This is a genomic window from Legionella sp. W05-934-2 (assembly GCF_964199965.1).
Taxonomy (GTDB): domain Bacteria; phylum Pseudomonadota; class Gammaproteobacteria; order Legionellales; family Legionellaceae; genus JAFIFT01.
This window is the reverse complement of the sequence record NZ_CAXMZT010000009.1, coordinates 24402-42865: the sequence shown is the minus strand read 5'-3', so window position 1 is coordinate 42865 and position 18464 is coordinate 24402. Positions and strand designations below refer to the sequence as shown.

Sequence of the window (18464 nt, the reverse complement as noted above, 5' to 3'; positions counted from 1 at the left end):
ACAATAATGCCAATTTTACTGAGACGTTTGGTAAGTAATAGAGAAGAAAGAGCGCCAAATAGAAGCCTGTCAATACTTGATAGATTGGGACCGCGTTTATGCTTTCGAGAGAGAACGATAAGTTGCTGCTTGAGATGAAGATCTTCTAGTATGAGAGTTTTGCTTCCTCCTGGTCGTAGGAGTAGTAACAGTGACCGAAAAGTGCTGCATAGCAGGTAGAATACTATTTTCATGTGCAACAGTTTATCAGATTGGTGATGAAAATTATTGCTTTTAGATTTAGTTACTAAATTTTGATTGAAAACTAGTAATTCGAGAAGGACACGTTAAAAAGGCAGAACCACAACCGTCTGGCAGCTGCATTCTTGTGTAAATCGCCTTTCACAAAAGCATGCACTGATAAAAGCCCAGCCATTCCACTTGGAATGGCTGTATGATTTCAGTCAGTCTGGTGTGTTCTATACGAATCTGCTATCGTATTGATTTTCGATGAGTTTCAATGGAGCATTTGCAATGCCATTACTGGAAAGCTTTACTGTTGATCATACCCTGATGCCGGCTCCAGCGGTGCGTAAAGCAAAAGATTTGCGTACAGCCAATGGCGATATCATAACTGTTTACGATTTGCGGTTTACTAAACCTAATGTAGAAAAATTACCTGAAAAAGGGATGCACACCCTTGAGCATTTATTTGCAGGCTTTATGCGAGAGCATTTAAAGGTTCAAGACTGCCAGATAATAGATATTTCGCCAATGGGCTGTCGCACCGGTTTTTACATGAGTGTGACGGGTTGCCCAGGCGAAATGGAGATTGCCAAAGCATGGAAGAAATCCATGCAGGACATCCTCCAAACAGAACAAATACCTGAAGCCAACCTGTATCAATGCGGCAGCTATTTAATGCATTCTTTGAGTGAGGCAAAGAATATAGCGACCAATACCCTCAATAAAAAAATTGAAATTATGGATAATGATGCGCTTAAGCTCAATTTAACACGCGCCTTTCCAGGTTAATAAATAAAGAAACAATAGCAGCATAAAGAACCATTATCGAGATATTAATCGTTAGATTATGTATGATTAAATTCCATGCGTCAGGCTCATGTTTAAGCATCGGATAATCTGTAATAAGATTATGACAAGATAAGGTAAAAATCACACTCAGTGCTGTCGAAGCAAAAAAACTCTTTATTTTTTTATAAAGCAGGGAAAACAATAAAACTTCACCAATAGAAGCCACAGTGGCAGCGGCCAGGCCATGATAGAACAGTCTCCACATTTCAGCGCCCAGAAGGTTAAATGATTGTGTTTTTATCAGCTCGCTGCTGCTCATAACCGATGGGATGTCAATGGACGAAAGAAGGTAAAAGGTTGATGAAAACAATCCGTCACAGGCAATACCGCATAAAATAATAAAAATAGCCGTTTTACGATTGGATAACAATGCAATTAAGTCACTGATAACATAGATAAACGAATAGACAAGTGCTGAACCGGTTAATTTTATGGGGTAATCAACGAAAAAAAGCTTTAACTCTATTTGTCTAAAAAAAAGGGGGTTGCAGGTCACCTTCAAAGTGACATACAGCATGGAAAATAATAATAATAGCAATATTGCCTTATCTTTTTTCAAATTGAAACTATCTTGTATCATTTTTAGCTCTCCTTACTACGCTTATGTTTGTTAGCGAACTACGCCTTTGTCATTACGTCTCACCTCGGCGTAATTAATGCACTCGCTTACTTTTTAATGTGCCATCGGACAGCCTTAACCCATTACAGGCTGCCATGCCTTAGGTGAAATGGTACAAGAGGGAGTCTATCGATTTTGCCTGATAGGCAGAATCGTAGAAATTACGACAAATTATCTAAAATGAGCTGCTGAATGAGCTCATTAAACACATGGACTGGTAATTCAGCTCTTTTGTCCCGGACTCTTTCAATATATTTTTCAACCGTTCGCGGGCTCAAATTGACGAGTTGACTGACTTGTTTGGTACTCAAATTCAGTAATTGCGAATAAAAATAACAAACTAATTCATTCTTTGATATTCTGATTTGCAGTGAATTGATTTCATACTGATTCTGTCTAAGGTATTTTCCAAGATTATTATCACAAATAAACCGCAAAACAGACAAAAAGGAGCCTGCCAGCAGATGCTCTTTTATTTCTATCATTCCGAGGAGACCCACCACCTCTTCATTGTTATTGACGACCGGTGCAATGTTTCCTTCAACAAAAACATCACCATGGATGGGATAATATGCAGGATTATAGATATTCTTTGGGCGCAGGGTTTTCACAACAGCCTGATCATCATTTAAATAGAGTCTGTTGTGCCTTGGATTTAAATCCTTATCGGTTAAGCCTTTAAACTCGTCCACCGTTCGAAAACCATATTTTTGCGCATACAGCTCATTGCCAATGATATAGCGGGAATTTTTGTCTTTCAAAAAGATGATTTTCTGCGGACAGGAGTTAATTAAATTATCCACCTCATCGATTTTGATAAAAGGAGCTTGTAAAGAACATTTTTTCATTTCAGTAAACGCATCATGCTACGTCCGCAACTCATGCTTATTATATCCCAAAAATCCTGCAAAATGCTAATTTTGGCCGCACAAAACTCACCTGAAATTTCTGCATCGTCTGATAGAAAGTCTGTTTACAAAACACCAAATACAAGCTTGCCTTCGCCGGCGAAATATTCATGGAAGAATTTTCTGCAATGTATTTTTTGAAATTATTCGATTAAACCTGCAACATATATCAACGCCAGTGAGTTCACCTTGATGAGTGGCAAATCCAATCACCCTTCGCGTAAATTGATCCAATACAGCCATTACCCAGTGGGTTTCTAGATGGATTGATTCACACTTAAACAAATCAATTGACCAAAGACTATCTTTCATATGGCCAATGAAAGTGAGCCATGACGAGCCATCATAATTATCAGGATGATTTTTATATTGTGTATTCAGCAACCTGCGAACAACATCCTAATCAATATCAACAGCAAATGTATTGGATATTTGCATCGCAATTCATCGATAGCCATAGCTTGGGTTTCGTTTCTTCATTTCAAGAATGGCTATCATCAAATCCTGAGATTGACCTTTAGGCCCAGGCTTTTTATAGACTTTAGTTGAAAACAGAATACTATATTTTCGCTTTACTAATGCTTGATGAAACTTGAATATCGTTGCTGGTTTTAGCCCTATAGCTATTCGTGATAAGCGTTTTGCGCCAATAAGCGATGCCAAAATAGCAAATATAGTTCTATCACCGGCTGTTAGCTTAGGTGCTCTTTTACTATTGCGTGTCAAAGAAACCAGTTGATTTCTCAGAGAAATATTTTCAGAGGCAACTCTACGCACACCATCTGGCAGACATAACCTCAACCAAACAACAGCAAAGTTACAAATAAATGCGATAAATATATACATGTTAAGTATTTTATAATAAAAGAGTGTTTTTCAAAGCCAATTGAATTTTAAAATACATTAAGAAATAGCGACACACACGCGACAAATGGGGTGTTGGCCAACCATTGGCGGCTGAAGACGAGCGAAGGCTGACTTCCCCATAAGTGTTGGAAAAACCCATTTATCCGCGGGTGTTTTTGCATACTGATTTGCGTGATGTATATTACAATGCTCGATAAATAGACAAATAAAACCTAAAAAAGTTTTATATTACCAATCAATGATCTGGCAGCGATAATCGCGAGATACAAGGCTTTATTGTCCACATTACTAGAAACCGTGGCTAATTATGCTGGCCTGTGTGAGCGTGTTTTACTAATCGAACTTGGTCATGAGATAGGGCATTTGGAGGAGATCTTGGAAATGCCTGATAATTTTATTGAGACTTTGAAGATGCGAATCGCCACACGCGCGGTCGATAAGATGCAAAGTCTTGCACCGGAGATGATGGCGCAAAGTATTAGTAACCAGATGTATTGGGAGTTGGTTGAGATAGCCCTAAAGCCCACGAACCTGGCTGAGGCACTTTCAATTTATTATCCAGATGCAATATCGTTTGTGAGTCTGGCGTTGGACAATGGGCATGATAGCCTTCCTCTCTGGGTTACAGAAAATCCGCAAAAAAGGCGTTGTTTGCGCGAGTATTTGTCCGATATTCCAAACGTACAGGTTTAGATAACAATTAGCTATGCACAGGAGAAGGTCCTAATCTACGCTACAGACCGTTTACAAGATCTCTTCTCCCATCCCAAGTGCCCTTGAGATTAAGCTAAATCGCCGACCATTTGAAGATACCAGCCCGGATGCAGGCGTAGCCGTAATCTAGGGCATTATGCGTTGAACCTCCCGGATTTCGTTTCACTTCATCCGGGCTCCACATGCTGTCATTACATTTAACTATGGCCGATATTATCCCAAACCGAGCCACTATGCCATGATGATATTGCCTTGGTTTGATGGACACCAGATTTGACAATAACTCCTTCGCCGATCGCTTACGCTTAAGAAAATAAGCAAGCGTAGTTAATGCACCTATTTACCAAAAGCCAAAACCGGGGCCACCAAAGCCCATACCAAATCCCCCAAATCCCCCATAGTATCCTGGTCCGCCAAAGTAACTTAGTCCACCAGGATAGTAGCCTCCATATCCCCAAGAAGGATAGGTATAGATGCCAACACTTGTATATCCGGGTGAATAGGCTGGGACCACGGGGCTAACTGTTGCTACCACGCAGCTGCTGAGAAGAAAAGTTGAGGTTATGATGCCTATGGCAAGTATGAATGGACGCATAATAAACTCCCTAGCATGTATGTATAAATATAGTACATTTTGTCCTAAGGTAGGTTCAAGATCTAATAAATTGATAGACCACTACAATATATTCCATTTTTCTGAAGGGGTAACCTTATATAGGGGCGGACTAAAAAATCTATTATTTAACAATCAGTTAAACATAAATATGTATCTTAGAAGCTATTTTTGCTTATTTAGAATATCAGGGGCAGGCCCCTAATAGCAAATTCTGGTTAAACGCTTTGCTATTTAGTACGGCATCATAGGCAGCTTTTGAGGCAGTGCTTCCAAAGATTAAATAAGTACTTGCATGATTTTCCAGATTTATCTCGAAAGCATCTATCAACCGCTGTTGTTCGGCGTTGTCACTGGATAAATAATATTCTTTGCGTAAATTTATTAATTTTTGCTCTTTATCTGTTCCTTTGCTTCGGGGTCCATGTCCATCGCAAATAAATGGATGCGTTTAGCATCCCTTTTCGAGCGGATTCTAGATATAGTTTATCCAGTCGGCCATTATTGAACTCAAATTGATTGGATTGATGGACAGGGAGAGAACGGCCCGTAGGAAGGTATTCTATTAAGTATTCCAGGCGTGTCCGAATGAGTGTTCTAATGAGCTCGATATGTTCTCAGGGCAATCAAATGAGTTAGCAATATCTGTGTCAGACAATCGATCATCAATTGCTGGACGGTAATTGTGGTAATGTCTGGGGTTAAAGATGAGATGGTTTTCTAGATTGTTTTGGAGGGTTTGCCTTAGCATTGACTCAGGTTTGGAAGGGACGAGCATCTCATAAGCAGGCAGATTTTCTGGATATAATCGGCTTGAATAGTCTTGAATTGCTGTTTTGAAAAGGTGTACTTCTTTGATGCTGGTCTGCTCGATCATCGATCCCAGGGAATGAAACGACATTGCTTTCGATGAACCAGAAAACGAGCCATCGGCATAGTTCAAAACGCTTTCGATATTAGTACAGGTCAGGTTTATCTCATAATGGCAATCGCCGTCTAACTTCAGGATATATTCTTCCGGCATCCCAGAACCTCTAAGCTTTTGCAATAACGAAAGAATCGATTTTTGCGCTTCCTCTCGTTTAACCCCTTCCACCGGTTGTCATTGATCAACTGGGAGCATTAATACTAATTCCATAAGGAATTACCTCCTTTTATAATTTAAATTCTAATGATTCTCAAACCTGATAACTTCATGGTTAATGGTTTTATCGTGTGGTTGGGCTCAATAGCTTTCCTGATGGGTAAGTACATTAGACTCTTTCAACGTTTGATAGAATTTGGTTGACATCAGCTGTGATATCGTCTGGGATAAATCATAGCGTTCCATTACTTTTGCTCGTTTTGCATAATTGTATATGGGTTTTTGGGCAGAAACGATTTCAGTGAAAAACTGCTGCAATAGCAAGGGCAATTGGTCCGATTCAGTAAATGATTCTTCGCGGTTGCTGGAATGATTAAGCGCACGTTCTATTTGTTGAACAGAATAAGGTTCGATTTTGAATAATTTCTGGCACCAATTTGACGGAAGCTTCTTAAAAAAGCCTTGCAAGAAATTTGCAAGGCCAAAGGATTTATCGTTATTATCCGAACTTTCGATGTCGTTTCTAGTGGACAGTTCGAATAATCGCTTGATATGTCCATCGATAGGTTTGGTATTATTTTCTTTGACATGGGAAGAGGTTAACTTTTCATTATTTATGAGATCAATGAAAAATTGAAAACCATCTTTAAAGCTAGAGAAAATAGGGTATAACGAACTTTTTTCATCTAATATAGAACATATTGCCTCGCAAATTGAAATTAATTTTCTGAAACATGTTTTGTTTCGCTGTCGATTTTCCTTTTGTGATGAACGAAGATCACGCTCTGGTAGAATATATATGTCCTGAATTACCGGCTCATTATTAGGAAGTCGTTTATGTGATTTTGCTTGCAACACAAGCTGATCTTCTTCGGGGATGGTTTTTAAAATTTTTCCAAAATTAATGTTTGAACGAGTAATTGTCAGCATCACTTTCATTACTAGTAAAAGAAGCGTACTGACCAAAAATATGATAATAAATGCATATTCTGAATTTACGATATTGTTAAATAGCGTGTTTGCTGTTCTATCGTCTTTGGTGTAATCAAATATTCTTGTTATTGCTTTGTAATCTAGCCAATTTTGAAAATCTGTTGAGAATCTATCGACAATTATTTTGAATGGCACTTGTTTTTGCTTTAATTGTTCTGCTGCCAAAATCGTGAATGGGGCACCACCACACATACCATAAAGAACTACTTGTTTATTATGTTGATGAAAATAGTCTGCAAAACTAACGACGTCATCTGCTAATTGCGTGATATGGCTTGCTTTTTTTGCGGCATTAATCGAATAATTCCTATGATTGATAAAGATTATGTCCGAGTCGAATAAATTTTGATAGTTGAGCATGGAGTCTGAAATGTAAAACGATTCATTAGGAAAATGACCTATTAAAGCGATAACAACCTGTTTACAATGGCTTCCTTTCTTTCGTACATATAACCCATCTATTATCAAACCATCCTTTGTAGGGACTAGCAACTTATCAACCCAATAATTCTGATCTGCAAAAGTTCGCTCCCGTGCTAGCAGCTTTTTGTCAACATAACAGGTTATTTTTTTGTTGACAAAAACGCCAAGATTAGATTGCTTGACTATGTCTAATTGAGCAAACTCATCAAGTCTAAACCAGTATTTTTCTGGATCGTGTAAAACGGTCGTTAAATTACTAAGGCACAATGATTTTGATTTGGTTAATATATCGTGATGCGCTCCTTTTTCTGGCAGGTTTTGAATTTGAGATTCGATATAACGGTATAATTGATTTGGATTTTCTTCGAGTTGTTTATAATGATTATTTAGATACTGAAGTATCTTGAATTGGCAGCTTCTAATGCTCTCAATGTTGTCATTTTCTATATTTTCATTCCCTTGGCCAAGTAAGCTGACAGCATTATCAAGTATAACCATACAATAGTAGCCAGCCCAAATATATCCACGCTTCAAAGAGATTGGTTGATGACGAAGAAAATCAGCGAAATGGGTATTTGAGCCTAACCAAAGGGCCATAATCCAGCGCATATAATTTGTTTGTGCAGATTGGTTTAGATTTTGAATCAATTGATTGCGAACATCAAAGTTGGATACAGCTTGCTGAATTTTTTTTTGTTTGCGAACAAGTTTTTTCATGCCTAGCTATTTCTCTATACCACCAAGCGGAAGGGAAAATTATACCTTTTATGATCAATAAATCAACATCATGGCATAGCGTAAATTCACTCTATTGTAAACCAAACTTGATTTCCTTAAGTTAGCCAAAGTTTTCTATGTGAGATTATCCGGATAGGTTTAAAGACTTGATTGCAAATATCCCATATGAAACTTCAAATAATCAAGACTCAATTATTGAGGAAATGATTAATCGTCTATCGTTTTAAACATTAATATTGAGAGGCTTTTCAGTGTTGGCATTTGCTTGACCACGTCATTATATATGTTTACACGTATATAAGTAAGGGTTTTATGATATAATTGTTCCCTGATAGATCACATTGGCTTTGATTTGTGTATTCGCAATAAAGCCCTTTATTACCTAGGAACACAATGAATTTTCAATCGTTAGGTTTAATTAAACCCCTTCTTCTGGCTATTAGTGAACTTGGCTATGATGAGCCTTCTCTCATTCAATTAAAAGCAATCCCTGCTATATTATCTGGTAAAGACATTATCGCCTCAGCACAAACAGGCACGGGAAAAACAGCGAGTTTTGTATTACCTATTTTACAAAATATTTCTAATAAACCTCCCACAAAAAGTAACCGAGCAAGGGTATTAATTCTAACGCCAACTCGAGAGCTGGCGGCCCAGGTACATGAAAGTATCGTTAAATATGGTCGCCATTTAGCACTTCGTTCCGCGGTGGTGTTTGGCGGCGTTAAGATTAATCCGCAAATGATGAGGCTGCGAGCAGGTGTTGAATTATTGGTAGCAACACCTGGGCGATTAATTGATTTGCATCAGCAAAATGCCATTCAATTTGATCAAATTGATACGTTAGTCTTAGATGAAGCAGATAGAATGCTTGATATGGGATTTATTCATGACATAAGAAAGTTAATACAATTATTGCCAAAAAACAGGCAAAATTTACTTTTTTCTGCAACCTTTTCTGAAGAGGTTCGCAAATTAGCTAAAGGGATTTTAAGTCAGCCCATAGAAATTAATGTAACGCCTCGCAATACGGCGGCAAAGTCTGTCAAGCAAATTATCCATCCCGTTGATAAAGGTCGGAAAGCGGCACTTTTAAGCCACCTCATTCATAGCAATCAGTGGAGGCAAACGCTTGTATTTATGCGGACAAAGCATGGAGCAAATAAATTAGTTAAGCAGTTAGACGCAAATAATATCCATGCCTCGGCTATTCATGGTAATAAGTCTCAGACACAACGCACGAAGGCATTAACTGAATTTAAATCAGGTGAATTAAATGTTTTAGTTGCAACAGATATCGCCGCAAGAGGATTAGACATTATCGAATTACCCTGTGTGATAAATTTCGATTTACCCCAAGTTGCCGAGGATTATGTGCATCGAATTGGCCGAACAGGTCGTGCGAGCGCTCGTGGATTAGCTATTTCTTTGGTTAGTGCGGATGAAGTAGGCTTATTGCATTCCATTGAAAAATTGATCAAAACGAAAATTCAGCGTGAGGAAATTGAAGATTTTGAGCCTCAACATAATTTACCCACCTCATCTGCTGAGATTAAGGGAACTAAACCGAAATTTAATCCAAAAAATAAAAGGACTAGGGCTAGACAGGGCACGAAAAAAAGGCGAGTTCAACAATAACAACATCAAAACAACAATGGGGTCAGACTCTGAGTGATCGATTGATTCTTTAAATATCGCGTTTGTAAAATTGGTTTGTATGGCAGCCTACTGGTTGTATTAGTCAAGCTAGGTGGGTAAGATTAAAAGTCAAAAATAGCACCCTGCCTACGGGAACAAAAAAAGCGTTTTGAACTAAAGCCTTTAGTCAAAGTATTGGCATTACTAAGTGTTTCTGTAAGTTTTAAGCAAGTGATGGCTTTAAACTTACTTGATACACAGTCTTCCCCCTGGACGCCCAGAATTATGGCGCAGGGGTTGTTTGATAATCAGCAACAAGGGGCGATGTCATCTTAGGCAGCTATGTATTTGTCGATAAGACCTATTCATTAAATGATACGCATGCCTGGTTTGTTAACCCAGGCGTTGAAGCTTTGACCAGTCATTACGAAGCAAGAGTTCAAGGGTATATTCCTGCCAGCAATTACCAAATGCGTTGGGGTTTCGTCTGTAGATGGTAGTTGCAATCCTTAAACCTGATATGAATATAGAGCCTGGTGATTGTCCCTATAAATCGTCAATTTCATAGTAAACCAGCCCGGAGGAGGTGACTCGAAATCCGGGATGTTCGGAGATCAATATCCCGGATTTCGGCTGCGCCTGCATCCGGGCTGAATTTTAATGTTCATTCCGATTTGGCGACAGATAAGAAATTGCGCAAGAATAAATACACGATTAAGCTTATAATGATAAAAGCCATTGACTTACAACTAATTTACTTATATACCCCTAGTCAACATTCGTTAAAAAGAAAATATGAACCAGGTCATTACCGAATCAAACGAAACACTAAAATCCTATTTATTTCATATCATTCTCATATCTTCCATTATATCAGGTGGGTTCACGGGCTATTATTTTGAAGATATCACCTATTGGTTAAAACCGATTGGGGATATCTTTTTAAATTTGCTGTTAATGATTATTGTACCGTTAATTTTTTTTAGTATTTCATCGGCTGTTGCCAGTACCAATTCCTTCGGCAAGTTAGGTCAAATCTTCTCCTCGATGTTTCTTGTTTTTATTGTCACCAGTTTCATAGCAGCGATGTATGCCATGGGGGTTATCTTAATTTTTTATTCCCCTGGGGATATGACAATTGCTTTAACAGACTCTTTGCCCAGGCCAGAACTTAATGTAGCTAAACAATTCATTAACATATTTTCAGTGTCTGAGTTTTATCAGTTGTTTTCAACGAGACATATCCTTCCATTAATCATTTTTTCAATGTTTATCGGGATGGGAGTCATCAAGGCTAAAGAAAGAGGAAACGATTTTGCATTATTTTTAAAATCGGGTGAAGAAGTCTGTATGCAAGTTTTTAATTTTATAATGTATTTAGCACCGATCGGATTTTTTGCCTATTTTTCATCTATCGTTCATGAGTTAGGACCGAAAATTGTACAAAATTATCTGCAAATTTCTGTACTCTATTATATCAGTGTATTGCTTTATTTTATTGTCGGTTTGAGTTTATTTGCTTATCTGGCAGGTAAACAAAAAGGCGTTTATTTATTTTGGCGTTATATCCAGCTCCCCATGTTTACCTCCATTGCCACCTGCAGTAGTGCAGCCAGTATTCCAGCAAATCTAAGTGCTTCAAAAATGATAGGCGTTAAACCAGAAGTTTATGAAACGACCATTCCTCTTGGAGCACTAATTCATAAAGATGGTTCTGTCATGGGTGGTATATTTAAAATTGCATTTATATTTGCGCTTTTCCATGTTCCTTTTTCAGGAATCCACGTATTGATCCTGGCATTAGGGGTTTCAATGCTTGTTGGTACCGTCATGGGGGGAATTCCCGGTGGCGGAATGTTAGGTGAATTATTAATTTTATCGATTTATGGATTCCCACCATCCGCATTAATGGTAATTGCTGCTATTAGTATTATCATTGATCCCATTGCAACGATGCTGAATGTCACTTGTAATACTGTAAGCACGATGCTCATTGATAAGCTAGTCAGAAATTGAAGGGAGTTCAAATGTAACAGGTCAGAATATCATTGGGGTCAGACTCTGACCTCAATGATTTCTCTTAAAAAGATGCAAAACTTCTCAGTCTGGGATAGCGCTCAATCCCTGCAAAATGGTCTTTAATTACCAATCAATGAATTTATCTGTTCACATGGTACAATAAATGCCCGATTGTTAATATTTTCTTAATATTGTCCAAGTATAATACATATGTCTATTATACAAGGTGACATATATCATGAATGAGAAAAGTGAAGTCAAAGTTGAAGTTGAAGTAACAAGAACCTCTTCCAAATTAATATTAAATTATCACAAGCATCCAGAGGTGGGTGGAGTTGGGCACGTATCCATTGAATGTACTCATAATGAAGAAACCGTTAAGCTTAGTGTTTACCCACAAAGCGATCTATCCCCATTCACTCCCCTGGCCATTGCAAGTTTCAATATATTTCCAATCATGGCAGTTAACCATCCTAACATACAAAAATCTGACAGCCCGATTCATGCGTCATATGATCTATCTGAAATGGTTATTAATATGGAAGCGGCAATGGAAGAAATTAAATTGTTAAATGAAAAAATGGAATCAGGAAATGCTCATTTCAGCTTAACACCTAACGTAGTCACGCAGGGTACTGCCACAATTTTGAATAAAAATACCTCTACGGCTAGAATATTATTAGGAATGAAAACGTATGATAAAGAGCTAATTGAGGAAGAAAGGGAAAAAGTTGAGGTCATTAATTGTGCTGAATCAATCTGTAGAGTCCTCGAAGCTGCTGGCATAAAGAGGCCAAAAGGCATTTTGTCCTATCCAACACCATCCGGTATTAACACTCACTTTGCTGCTATAATGGCAAACGATCAAACCACGGAGAAAGCGCCTGAGCAAAGCCAACCCAGTGAAACGAAGGCAGAGCCAACGTTGATTCAAAATGCTGAAACAATGGTGGCTGCGAAAGAGGAAAGCAAAACCACAGCGACTAAAGAAGAGCCAAGTCTTTTGGGCAGCATTTATAATAATATTTGTAGTGCATTTAGCTTCTTTACGAGCCAATCAATTATGTCGGTAACCGCTACTTCAGCGTATGAAATCTCACATAACGATGATACAGATTGGCGTAGTAATGATTCTGATTATTCAACAAGTAGCGATTCTGATTATTATTGGAATAGCGATAATAGTTCAACGACTCAGGCAACAGAAACATCAACAGATACTAGCAACGTAGATACAAGTTATTCAAGTTCTACAAGCACTTCAGAATCATTTATTTCACAAAGAACAGAGGAAGACGATTCGGCTTATCTAACGAGAATGGATAATATGATTAACTAGCATGCCCAAGTGTATATCAACTGTCTTTATAACGGATGGTAGGTATTAACACGGTGATGTAGAACCTAACATTTTATATTAACGACTAAGTGAGGCAATGGTTTTTCAATAATAAGAAACCTTGCCTTGCAATCGGCTAAGTTGTTTCATATAATTTTTGCAAAAAAAATGACAAACATGTTTGTCTAAAGTTCAACATCTGGTTGGTTTGCTGTATAAATAACTGATAGATCATGAGGGAAATCACATATGGGTAATGAAAATGCAAAGGCACTTGAGGTGTCTCAAATAGATGACGATTCTGCTACTGTTTATGTTTGGTCAGGTGGATTAAATGGCCTTGGTCATGTTTCAATTCAATTGAATAATGGGTCAGATAATTATTTGAGTATATGGCCGAAATCGACACCTGCAGGAGGATTTACCTCAGTTGTTCCACTACAAGCCACCTTTGCTAAAAAATTAGACGATGATTGTAGGCAGGAAGCAATTAGACCGTTTTCAGATTTTTCAAATCTTTTAGAACCTGACAAGATCGTGCCAGAACAACCCGATAAAGTATTTGTCGTACATGGCCTTGATAAGAAAAAGATGGAGGATGAGCTAGATAGGATTGAAAAAGAAGTCGAAGAAGGTAATTTGCGTTATCAACTTCTACCGGGTGTAAAACTACCAAGTTTCATCTATCCTTATATAACAGGTAAAACTCAGAGCGTAGAAGTCCATAACTGCGTCACGCTGACAGAACATTTATTAGTGACTGGGGGTAAGACCGATTTAGCTAAAAATCCTTGGGCGACACCTTCTCAATTTGCAGCTAATTTAAATAGCCAAGATAACGTCGAGAGAATCAATCTTGCTACAGGGGAAGTTGAAAAAAAAGAGAGCAAGGAAAGTTATTGGGGATTTTTTTCTTCCATCTTTAGTAATAGAAACACCAGCAATGGCATGGGAAATGTTTCATCCGATAATCATTCATATCGCGATGACTCGTCTAATTATACCTATGGTGATGATTCTTCCGATATAACGCCAATAAGCCAAGAAAAGGCTCCTGAAATGGCAGAAACATCAAGTTCATCTATCTCAGAATCTTCCTGTGCGTTTTTTGACCAACCGAAAGAGGAATCAACATCATTTTTGCAGCAAAGGGAAAGTGAATCTGATACAAACTATCTCCAAAGAATGGATGCATTGGCGAATTAGATGCCAACCTAGTCAATAACCCAGTGTGCCAATGGATATTGTTCACTGGGTTTTTCTATCTGTATATCAGACATCATTTCGATTTAAGCAAATTATTTTATGTTCAACTCCAATTTTGAATAATATTTCAATCAGTCTGATCCCATTGATTCTTTAAGATACCGTAGAATTCCTGTATGGGTATCCATTACAAAACATCTTATATTGCATTCATTTTGTTAAAGTAAATGACAGTAATAAGAGGAGCGTTTTGATGGGTGATCTTAAGTATTTAGGGCGATTAGCAGATGAAATTCGCGATGAATTAATCGTGATATTTAGATCGAACATTGAACAGGACGTCAAAATTAAGTTAGATTCCCTATTAGATAAAATGTTTAACCATATTCAAAGCATGGATGATACCCGTCAAGAGCTGTTTATTAATTTGCTCAATGGCGAAGTTATATTCGATTTAATTGGTCATTCCTACAAACGTGGTGGCCCTCATGACGCAAACATTGACTACTATGATGCGTATTTTTATTTTGTCCAGCAACTGTATTTGCGTGACCATCGTTTTGCCCAAGAGTCAACTAATAGGGTCTCTATATGCCAACTGTTTTTTAAAGAATACATCTTTAATTCCAGGGCTGATATAGCTGTTATGGAAAGGCTTTTAGCAATTGATGAAGTGGGTAAGGCGGTTTTCCATGCAAGGCCATGGAAAAATAATTTAAGCATGTTGGAACGTAATCCCTTTATCAACGAAGGGCAGCGACAGCGTGCGGAATTTAACGGTCAGTCGCTGGATGGATTTCCTGAACAATTTAAAGATTTTCTCGAAGAAAAGCGGGAGTACTTTCAAAACTCGCCGCCCGGACAAATAGAAGCATATAAACTTCGCCCAAACAATTTTACTATATGGTGAAAATTATGCTATAATTCACTATATGGTTAATTTGTGAGGTGGGTAATGAATATTGTAGAGACACCGAATCCTTCCAATGTCTTAGCCACGGCTATAAACAAGCTTAAAGATGACATTAAAATTAAAGCCCAGGACTTAGCCGCTATCATTGGTCAACACAGAAATACGATTGATCGATGCTTAAAAAAAGGTGAACTTGATCCTGCCAGTAAACCTGGCGAGTTGGCGCTGCTATTAATTCGGGTATATCGGGCTTTATATGCGCTCAATGGTGGAAATAAAGAGGCAATGACGCACTGGTTAAATACCTATAATTATCATATTCAAGGTGTGCCATTGGAAGAAATGAAAACGGTTATGGGGCTTTCTCGCGTTGTTAATTACTTAGATGCAGTGAGAGGAAAGATTTAGTGGTAAAGATATGGGAAGCGGTTAAAGGAGAACAGTTTATTACTCCGATGATGGCAACTATTCACCGAGTTGTTGAAGACCAGGAAAAAGCGGCGACATTATCGCTGGTTAAAAATATTGATGAACAAGGTGTGTTAGAAGATTTATTAGAACAAACAAAGCCTAAAAAACCAAAAGGCTATGATGACTTAGACTACTTGCTTATCACACCATTTCGATATCCGCCATTAAAATATGGGTCACGATTTGGCAGTAGCTTAGAACCCAGCTTATTTTATGGATCGCTCAATGTATCAACTGCGTTAGCGGAGACTGCTTACTATCGATTCGTTTTTATGGCAGGAATGCAAGAGCCGTACGCAGATACCATTCTAACGAGATTTTCAAGCTATAAAGTTGGAATAAAAACGGCTCACGGGATCTTTTTAAATAAACCGCCTTTTGAGCCATATCATCATATCATTACATCCCCCAAATACTATGCCGATACGCAAGAATTAGGCAATTCAATGCGACATGCAAAGTTGGAAGCATTTCAATTTGTATCTGCCCGTGATCCAAAAAAAGGATTAAATATAGCCTTGTTCTCGCCAAAAGCATTTCAGTCTAAAAAGCCAATTAGTATTGAACACTGGATCTGCAATATAACAAATCAAGATATCGGTTTCATATCGAATGATACGCAAGCAAGAATAAATTTTAGCCGAGATATTTTTTTAGTTGACGGCCAACTCCCTTCCCCTGCCTGTTAGCCTACACATCTGATTTGATAGCTGGAATCTATTTTTTGGCTTTGGCATTGGCTTTAAGAAATTATCGAAATATAAACATTTCCTGATACGTTATTTTTTCGGTATAAAAAGATCGGCAATTCCTAATTCTTTTTGATTAGCACGGTGACTGTCGTACTCGATGGTGTAGGCAAAGGCATCATGTCTATTTTGTTATGGTGGGTATGATTTGCCAATTGCAGGAAATATTCTTTTTACCTAGAATGGAATAATATGCTTTAAATGTTGTTACCATCCAATTCATACAAGGGATTGTATGCCAAAACGATTTCATATCAACTATATTGTTTATGTCATGTTAGCTGTCATACCAGCTATTTTATATTTATTATGGGTGCCAAGATTTCCTCAGTGGCAAAGTTACCATAAATTTTCAGATTCGCGTGTATTTTGGATGATCCCAAACTTTGCTGATGTCATCTCTAATGGGTTGTTTTTGAGCTTTGGAATTTATGGCTTAATTCTATTGGTTAAGAACAAAAATAGCCTAACAAACAAACCTGATACCTTTGTCTATTCGTTGCTCTTTATAGCGATTATCCTGACGGGTATCGGGTCAACTTATTATCATTTATCGCCTAATAATGCGACTTTGGTTTGGGATAGAATTCCAATGACAGTGATTTTTATGACCCTTTTATCTTTAACCATTATGCAACGCATTCACCCTAAGCTAGGGCTCTATTTACTGTTGCCTTTCATCGTATTAGGTGTTTTCTCAGTCGTATATTGGTATGCAACCGAACTGGCGGGGGTTGGTGATTTACGCCCTTATGCTTTAGTGCAATTTTATGCCATGTTCATCATTGTGGCGATTCTGGTGCTTTTTCGCAAACCTTATCCACCGACGACAGCTTATCTATACGTGGGTTTTTTTTATATATTAGCAAAATTAGCCGAATATTATGATCGTTTTATATTTGATCATTTCAAGCTCTTGAGTGGCCATACAATCAAGCATGTGGCGGCAGCAATTGGATGTTATGGGTTTGTCATGATGGTTAAAGCTCAAATTAAAAGGCGGGCGAATGAAAACAGTTTCGAATAAAAAAAAATTACCTTGGTACGGTAAGCCCTTTTACTGGCTTTATCAAATTGGTTTATTTTTAGTAAAGCTTGGCTTTATCTTGTGGGCGGCAGGGGCACTGTATTATATAAAACTTGATTTGCCTCTTTCCTATGTGAATGGTGTATTGTCGATTTCATTTACCTTATTTGGCATTTGGGTTTTCTGGCTTGAAAAAACGAAGCGATGGGTAAGGGGTTATTACTTACTCTATATCGGGTTATTGATTAGCTGGTGGAGCTTGATGACACCCTCTCACGACAGACCCTGGCTTAAAGAGGTCGCCGTGATGCCGAAGGCCTATATTAATGGGGATACGGTGCGAATTACGGGTGTACGCAACTTCGATTATCGCAGTCGTGATGATTTCACGGTTAAATACGAAGAGCGCACGGTACAATTATCTCACTTAGTCGGACTTGACCTATATATTTCATATTTTATGCCCGGGCCAGTTGGTCATACCTTTGTTAGTTTTATTTTTGATAATGCGCCTCCTTTGTCAGTGTCAATTGAAACACGTCCGGAAATAGGTGAAAGCTTTGCCCCGATTGCATCAATGTTTAGGCAGTTTGAATTAATTTATGTGGTAGGCGATGAGCGCGATATAGTTCGCGTTCGCACAAATTTTAGAAACGAACAGGTGTATTTATATCGAATAAGGATGTCAAAACAAAAACTGCGAGAGTTATTTTTGGTGTATTTAAGACGTATTAACGAATTGGCTGACAACCCAGAGTTTTATCACCTTTTAAGTAACAGCTGCACTATCAATATTATCCGTTATGCCAATAAAGCAGGGCGAGTGGGTCGTATCGATTTTAGGCATTACTTGAATGGGTTAATCGATAGCTATTTCTATTCTCAGGGACAATTAAAACCAACAGATATTCCGTTCGTCGAACTGCGTCAACAGTCAAATATAAATAAAAAAGCGCAGCAAGCAAACGACAGCACTGACTTTTCTCAAAAAATCCGCTCTGGGTTACCGGAATAGGGGGGGGGCGGACTAAGATTTTATTTAATAAATAGCAAAGAAACCCTCGCTAGT

Annotated in this window: 17 protein-coding genes; 11 read left to right on the top strand and 6 right to left on the bottom strand. The window is 38.1% G+C overall.

The genetic code is table 11. The features are described from left to right. Positions 1-513 precede the first annotated feature (513 nt). Complete coding sequence (gene luxS, locus AB3348_RS10950; protein ID WP_367607662.1) at positions 514-1014, top strand: S-ribosylhomocysteine lyase; 501 nt, start codon at positions 514-516, stop codon at positions 1012-1014. Here the strand turns inward: luxS and AB3348_RS10945 are convergent. The 3 genes from AB3348_RS10945 to AB3348_RS10935 all read right to left on the bottom strand — a co-directional run bounded on the left by AB3348_RS10945 (position 986) and on the right by AB3348_RS10935 (position 3447). Continuing rightward, the gene (locus AB3348_RS10945; protein ID WP_367607661.1) at positions 986-1654 is read right to left on the bottom strand and encodes a VUT family protein; all 669 of its coding nucleotides are present in this window, start codon (positions 1652-1654) and stop codon (positions 986-988) included. The genes luxS and AB3348_RS10945 overlap by 29 nt on opposite strands. A 200-nt stretch (positions 1655-1854) precedes the next feature. Further along, on the bottom strand, positions 1855-2541 hold the full coding sequence (locus AB3348_RS10940; RefSeq protein ID WP_367607660.1) for a helix-turn-helix transcriptional regulator: 687 nt from the start codon (positions 2539-2541) through the stop codon (positions 1855-1857). Positions 2542-3045: 504 nt separating this feature from the next. Continuing rightward, positions 3046-3447 (bottom strand): hypothetical protein, encoded by a 402-nt coding sequence (locus AB3348_RS10935; RefSeq protein WP_367607659.1) that lies wholly within the window; start codon positions 3445-3447, stop codon positions 3046-3048. Between the two features lie 318 nt (positions 3448-3765). Between AB3348_RS10935 and AB3348_RS10930 the strand changes: the two genes are divergently transcribed. Continuing rightward, positions 3766-4161 (top strand): hypothetical protein, encoded by a 396-nt coding sequence (locus AB3348_RS10930; RefSeq protein ID WP_367607658.1) that lies wholly within the window; start codon positions 3766-3768, stop codon positions 4159-4161. A gap of 361 nt (positions 4162-4522) precedes the next feature. Here AB3348_RS10930 and AB3348_RS10925 read toward each other — a convergent pair whose 3' ends face one another. From AB3348_RS10925 to AB3348_RS10915, 3 genes are all read right to left on the bottom strand, one after another. Beyond that, positions 4523-4777 carry a hypothetical protein gene (locus tag AB3348_RS10925; RefSeq protein ID WP_367607657.1) on the bottom strand — a complete coding sequence of 85 codons (255 nt, stop codon included), beginning with the start codon at positions 4775-4777 and terminating at the stop codon, positions 4523-4525. A 583-nt stretch (positions 4778-5360) separates the two neighbouring features. Then, entirely contained in the window at positions 5361-5891 is a 531-nt protein-coding gene (locus AB3348_RS10920; protein WP_367607656.1) for a hypothetical protein, read from the bottom strand. 129 nt (positions 5892-6020) lie between these two features. Then, on the bottom strand, positions 6021-8012 hold the full coding sequence (locus tag AB3348_RS10915) for a hypothetical protein (RefSeq protein ID WP_367607655.1): 1992 nt from the start codon (positions 8010-8012) through the stop codon (positions 6021-6023). Positions 8013-8426: 414 nt separating this feature from the next. Here AB3348_RS10915 and AB3348_RS10910 point away from each other — a divergent pair, with 414 nt between their 5' ends. From AB3348_RS10910 to AB3348_RS10870, 9 genes are all read left to right on the top strand, one after another. After that, a complete protein-coding gene (locus AB3348_RS10910) occupies positions 8427-9671 on the top strand; it encodes a DEAD/DEAH box helicase (protein WP_367607654.1) in 1245 nt (414 codons plus the stop codon). 795 nt (positions 9672-10466) lie between these two features. Next, positions 10467-11687, top strand: a complete 1221-nt coding sequence (locus AB3348_RS10905) for a dicarboxylate/amino acid:cation symporter (protein ID WP_367607653.1) — start codon at positions 10467-10469, stop codon at positions 11685-11687. A gap of 241 nt (positions 11688-11928) precedes the next feature. After that, positions 11929-13029, top strand: a complete 1101-nt coding sequence (locus tag AB3348_RS10900; protein ID WP_367607652.1) for a hypothetical protein — start codon at positions 11929-11931, stop codon at positions 13027-13029. A gap of 249 nt (positions 13030-13278) precedes the next feature. Next, the gene (locus AB3348_RS10895) at positions 13279-14235 is read left to right on the top strand and encodes a hypothetical protein (protein WP_367607651.1); all 957 of its coding nucleotides are present in this window, start codon (positions 13279-13281) and stop codon (positions 14233-14235) included. Positions 14236-14488: 253 nt separating this feature from the next. Continuing rightward, positions 14489-15145: a hypothetical protein gene (locus AB3348_RS10890; protein ID WP_367607650.1), complete on the top strand. Its 657-nt coding sequence runs from the start codon at positions 14489-14491 to the stop codon at positions 15143-15145. 45 nt (positions 15146-15190) lie between these two features. Next, on the top strand, positions 15191-15556 hold the full coding sequence (locus tag AB3348_RS10885) for an MbcA/ParS/Xre antitoxin family protein (RefSeq protein WP_367607649.1): 366 nt from the start codon (positions 15191-15193) through the stop codon (positions 15554-15556). Next, the gene (locus AB3348_RS10880) at positions 15556-16308 is read left to right on the top strand and encodes an RES family NAD+ phosphorylase (RefSeq protein ID WP_367607648.1); all 753 of its coding nucleotides are present in this window, start codon (positions 15556-15558) and stop codon (positions 16306-16308) included. The genes AB3348_RS10885 and AB3348_RS10880 overlap by 1 nt, the downstream gene beginning before the upstream one ends. Before the next feature lie 295 nt (positions 16309-16603). Continuing rightward, a complete protein-coding gene (locus AB3348_RS10875) occupies positions 16604-17395 on the top strand; it encodes a ceramidase domain-containing protein (RefSeq protein ID WP_367607647.1) in 792 nt (263 codons plus the stop codon). Beyond that, entirely contained in the window at positions 17376-18410 is a 1035-nt protein-coding gene (locus tag AB3348_RS10870) for a DUF4105 domain-containing protein (protein ID WP_367607646.1), read from the top strand. The genes AB3348_RS10875 and AB3348_RS10870 overlap by 20 nt, the downstream gene beginning before the upstream one ends. The last annotated feature ends 54 nt before the right edge of the window (positions 18411-18464 follow it).

Excerpts from the sequence above, each read along its gene's own strand:
- AB3348_RS10945 (WP_367607661.1), bottom strand. The coding sequence starts at position 1,654 with ATGATACAAGATAGTTTCAATTTGAAAAAAGATAAGGCAATATTGCTA.
- AB3348_RS10915 (WP_367607655.1), bottom strand. The coding sequence starts at position 8,012 with ATGAAAAAACTTGTTCGCAAACAAAAAAAAATTCAGCAAGCTGTATCC.
- AB3348_RS10900 (WP_367607652.1), top strand. The coding sequence starts at position 11,929 with ATGAATGAGAAAAGTGAAGTCAAAGTTGAAGTTGAAGTAACAAGAACC.
- AB3348_RS10875 (WP_367607647.1), top strand. The coding sequence starts at position 16,604 with ATGCCAAAACGATTTCATATCAACTATATTGTTTATGTCATGTTAGCT.
- AB3348_RS10910 (WP_367607654.1), top strand. The coding sequence starts at position 8,427 with ATGAATTTTCAATCGTTAGGTTTAATTAAACCCCTTCTTCTGGCTATT.
- AB3348_RS10885 (WP_367607649.1), top strand. The coding sequence starts at position 15,191 with ATGAATATTGTAGAGACACCGAATCCTTCCAATGTCTTAGCCACGGCT.
- AB3348_RS10940 (WP_367607660.1), bottom strand. The coding sequence starts at position 2,541 with ATGAAAAAATGTTCTTTACAAGCTCCTTTTATCAAAATCGATGAGGTG.
- luxS (WP_367607662.1), top strand. The coding sequence starts at position 514 with ATGCCATTACTGGAAAGCTTTACTGTTGATCATACCCTGATGCCGGCT.
- AB3348_RS10925 (WP_367607657.1), bottom strand. The coding sequence starts at position 4,777 with ATGCGTCCATTCATACTTGCCATAGGCATCATAACCTCAACTTTTCTT.
- AB3348_RS10890 (WP_367607650.1), top strand. The coding sequence starts at position 14,489 with ATGGGTGATCTTAAGTATTTAGGGCGATTAGCAGATGAAATTCGCGAT.
- AB3348_RS10935 (WP_367607659.1), bottom strand. The coding sequence starts at position 3,447 with ATGTATATATTTATCGCATTTATTTGTAACTTTGCTGTTGTTTGGTTG.
- AB3348_RS10905 (WP_367607653.1), top strand. The coding sequence starts at position 10,467 with ATGAACCAGGTCATTACCGAATCAAACGAAACACTAAAATCCTATTTA.
- AB3348_RS10895 (WP_367607651.1), top strand. The coding sequence starts at position 13,279 with ATGGGTAATGAAAATGCAAAGGCACTTGAGGTGTCTCAAATAGATGAC.
- AB3348_RS10870 (WP_367607646.1), top strand. The coding sequence starts at position 17,376 with ATGAAAACAGTTTCGAATAAAAAAAAATTACCTTGGTACGGTAAGCCC.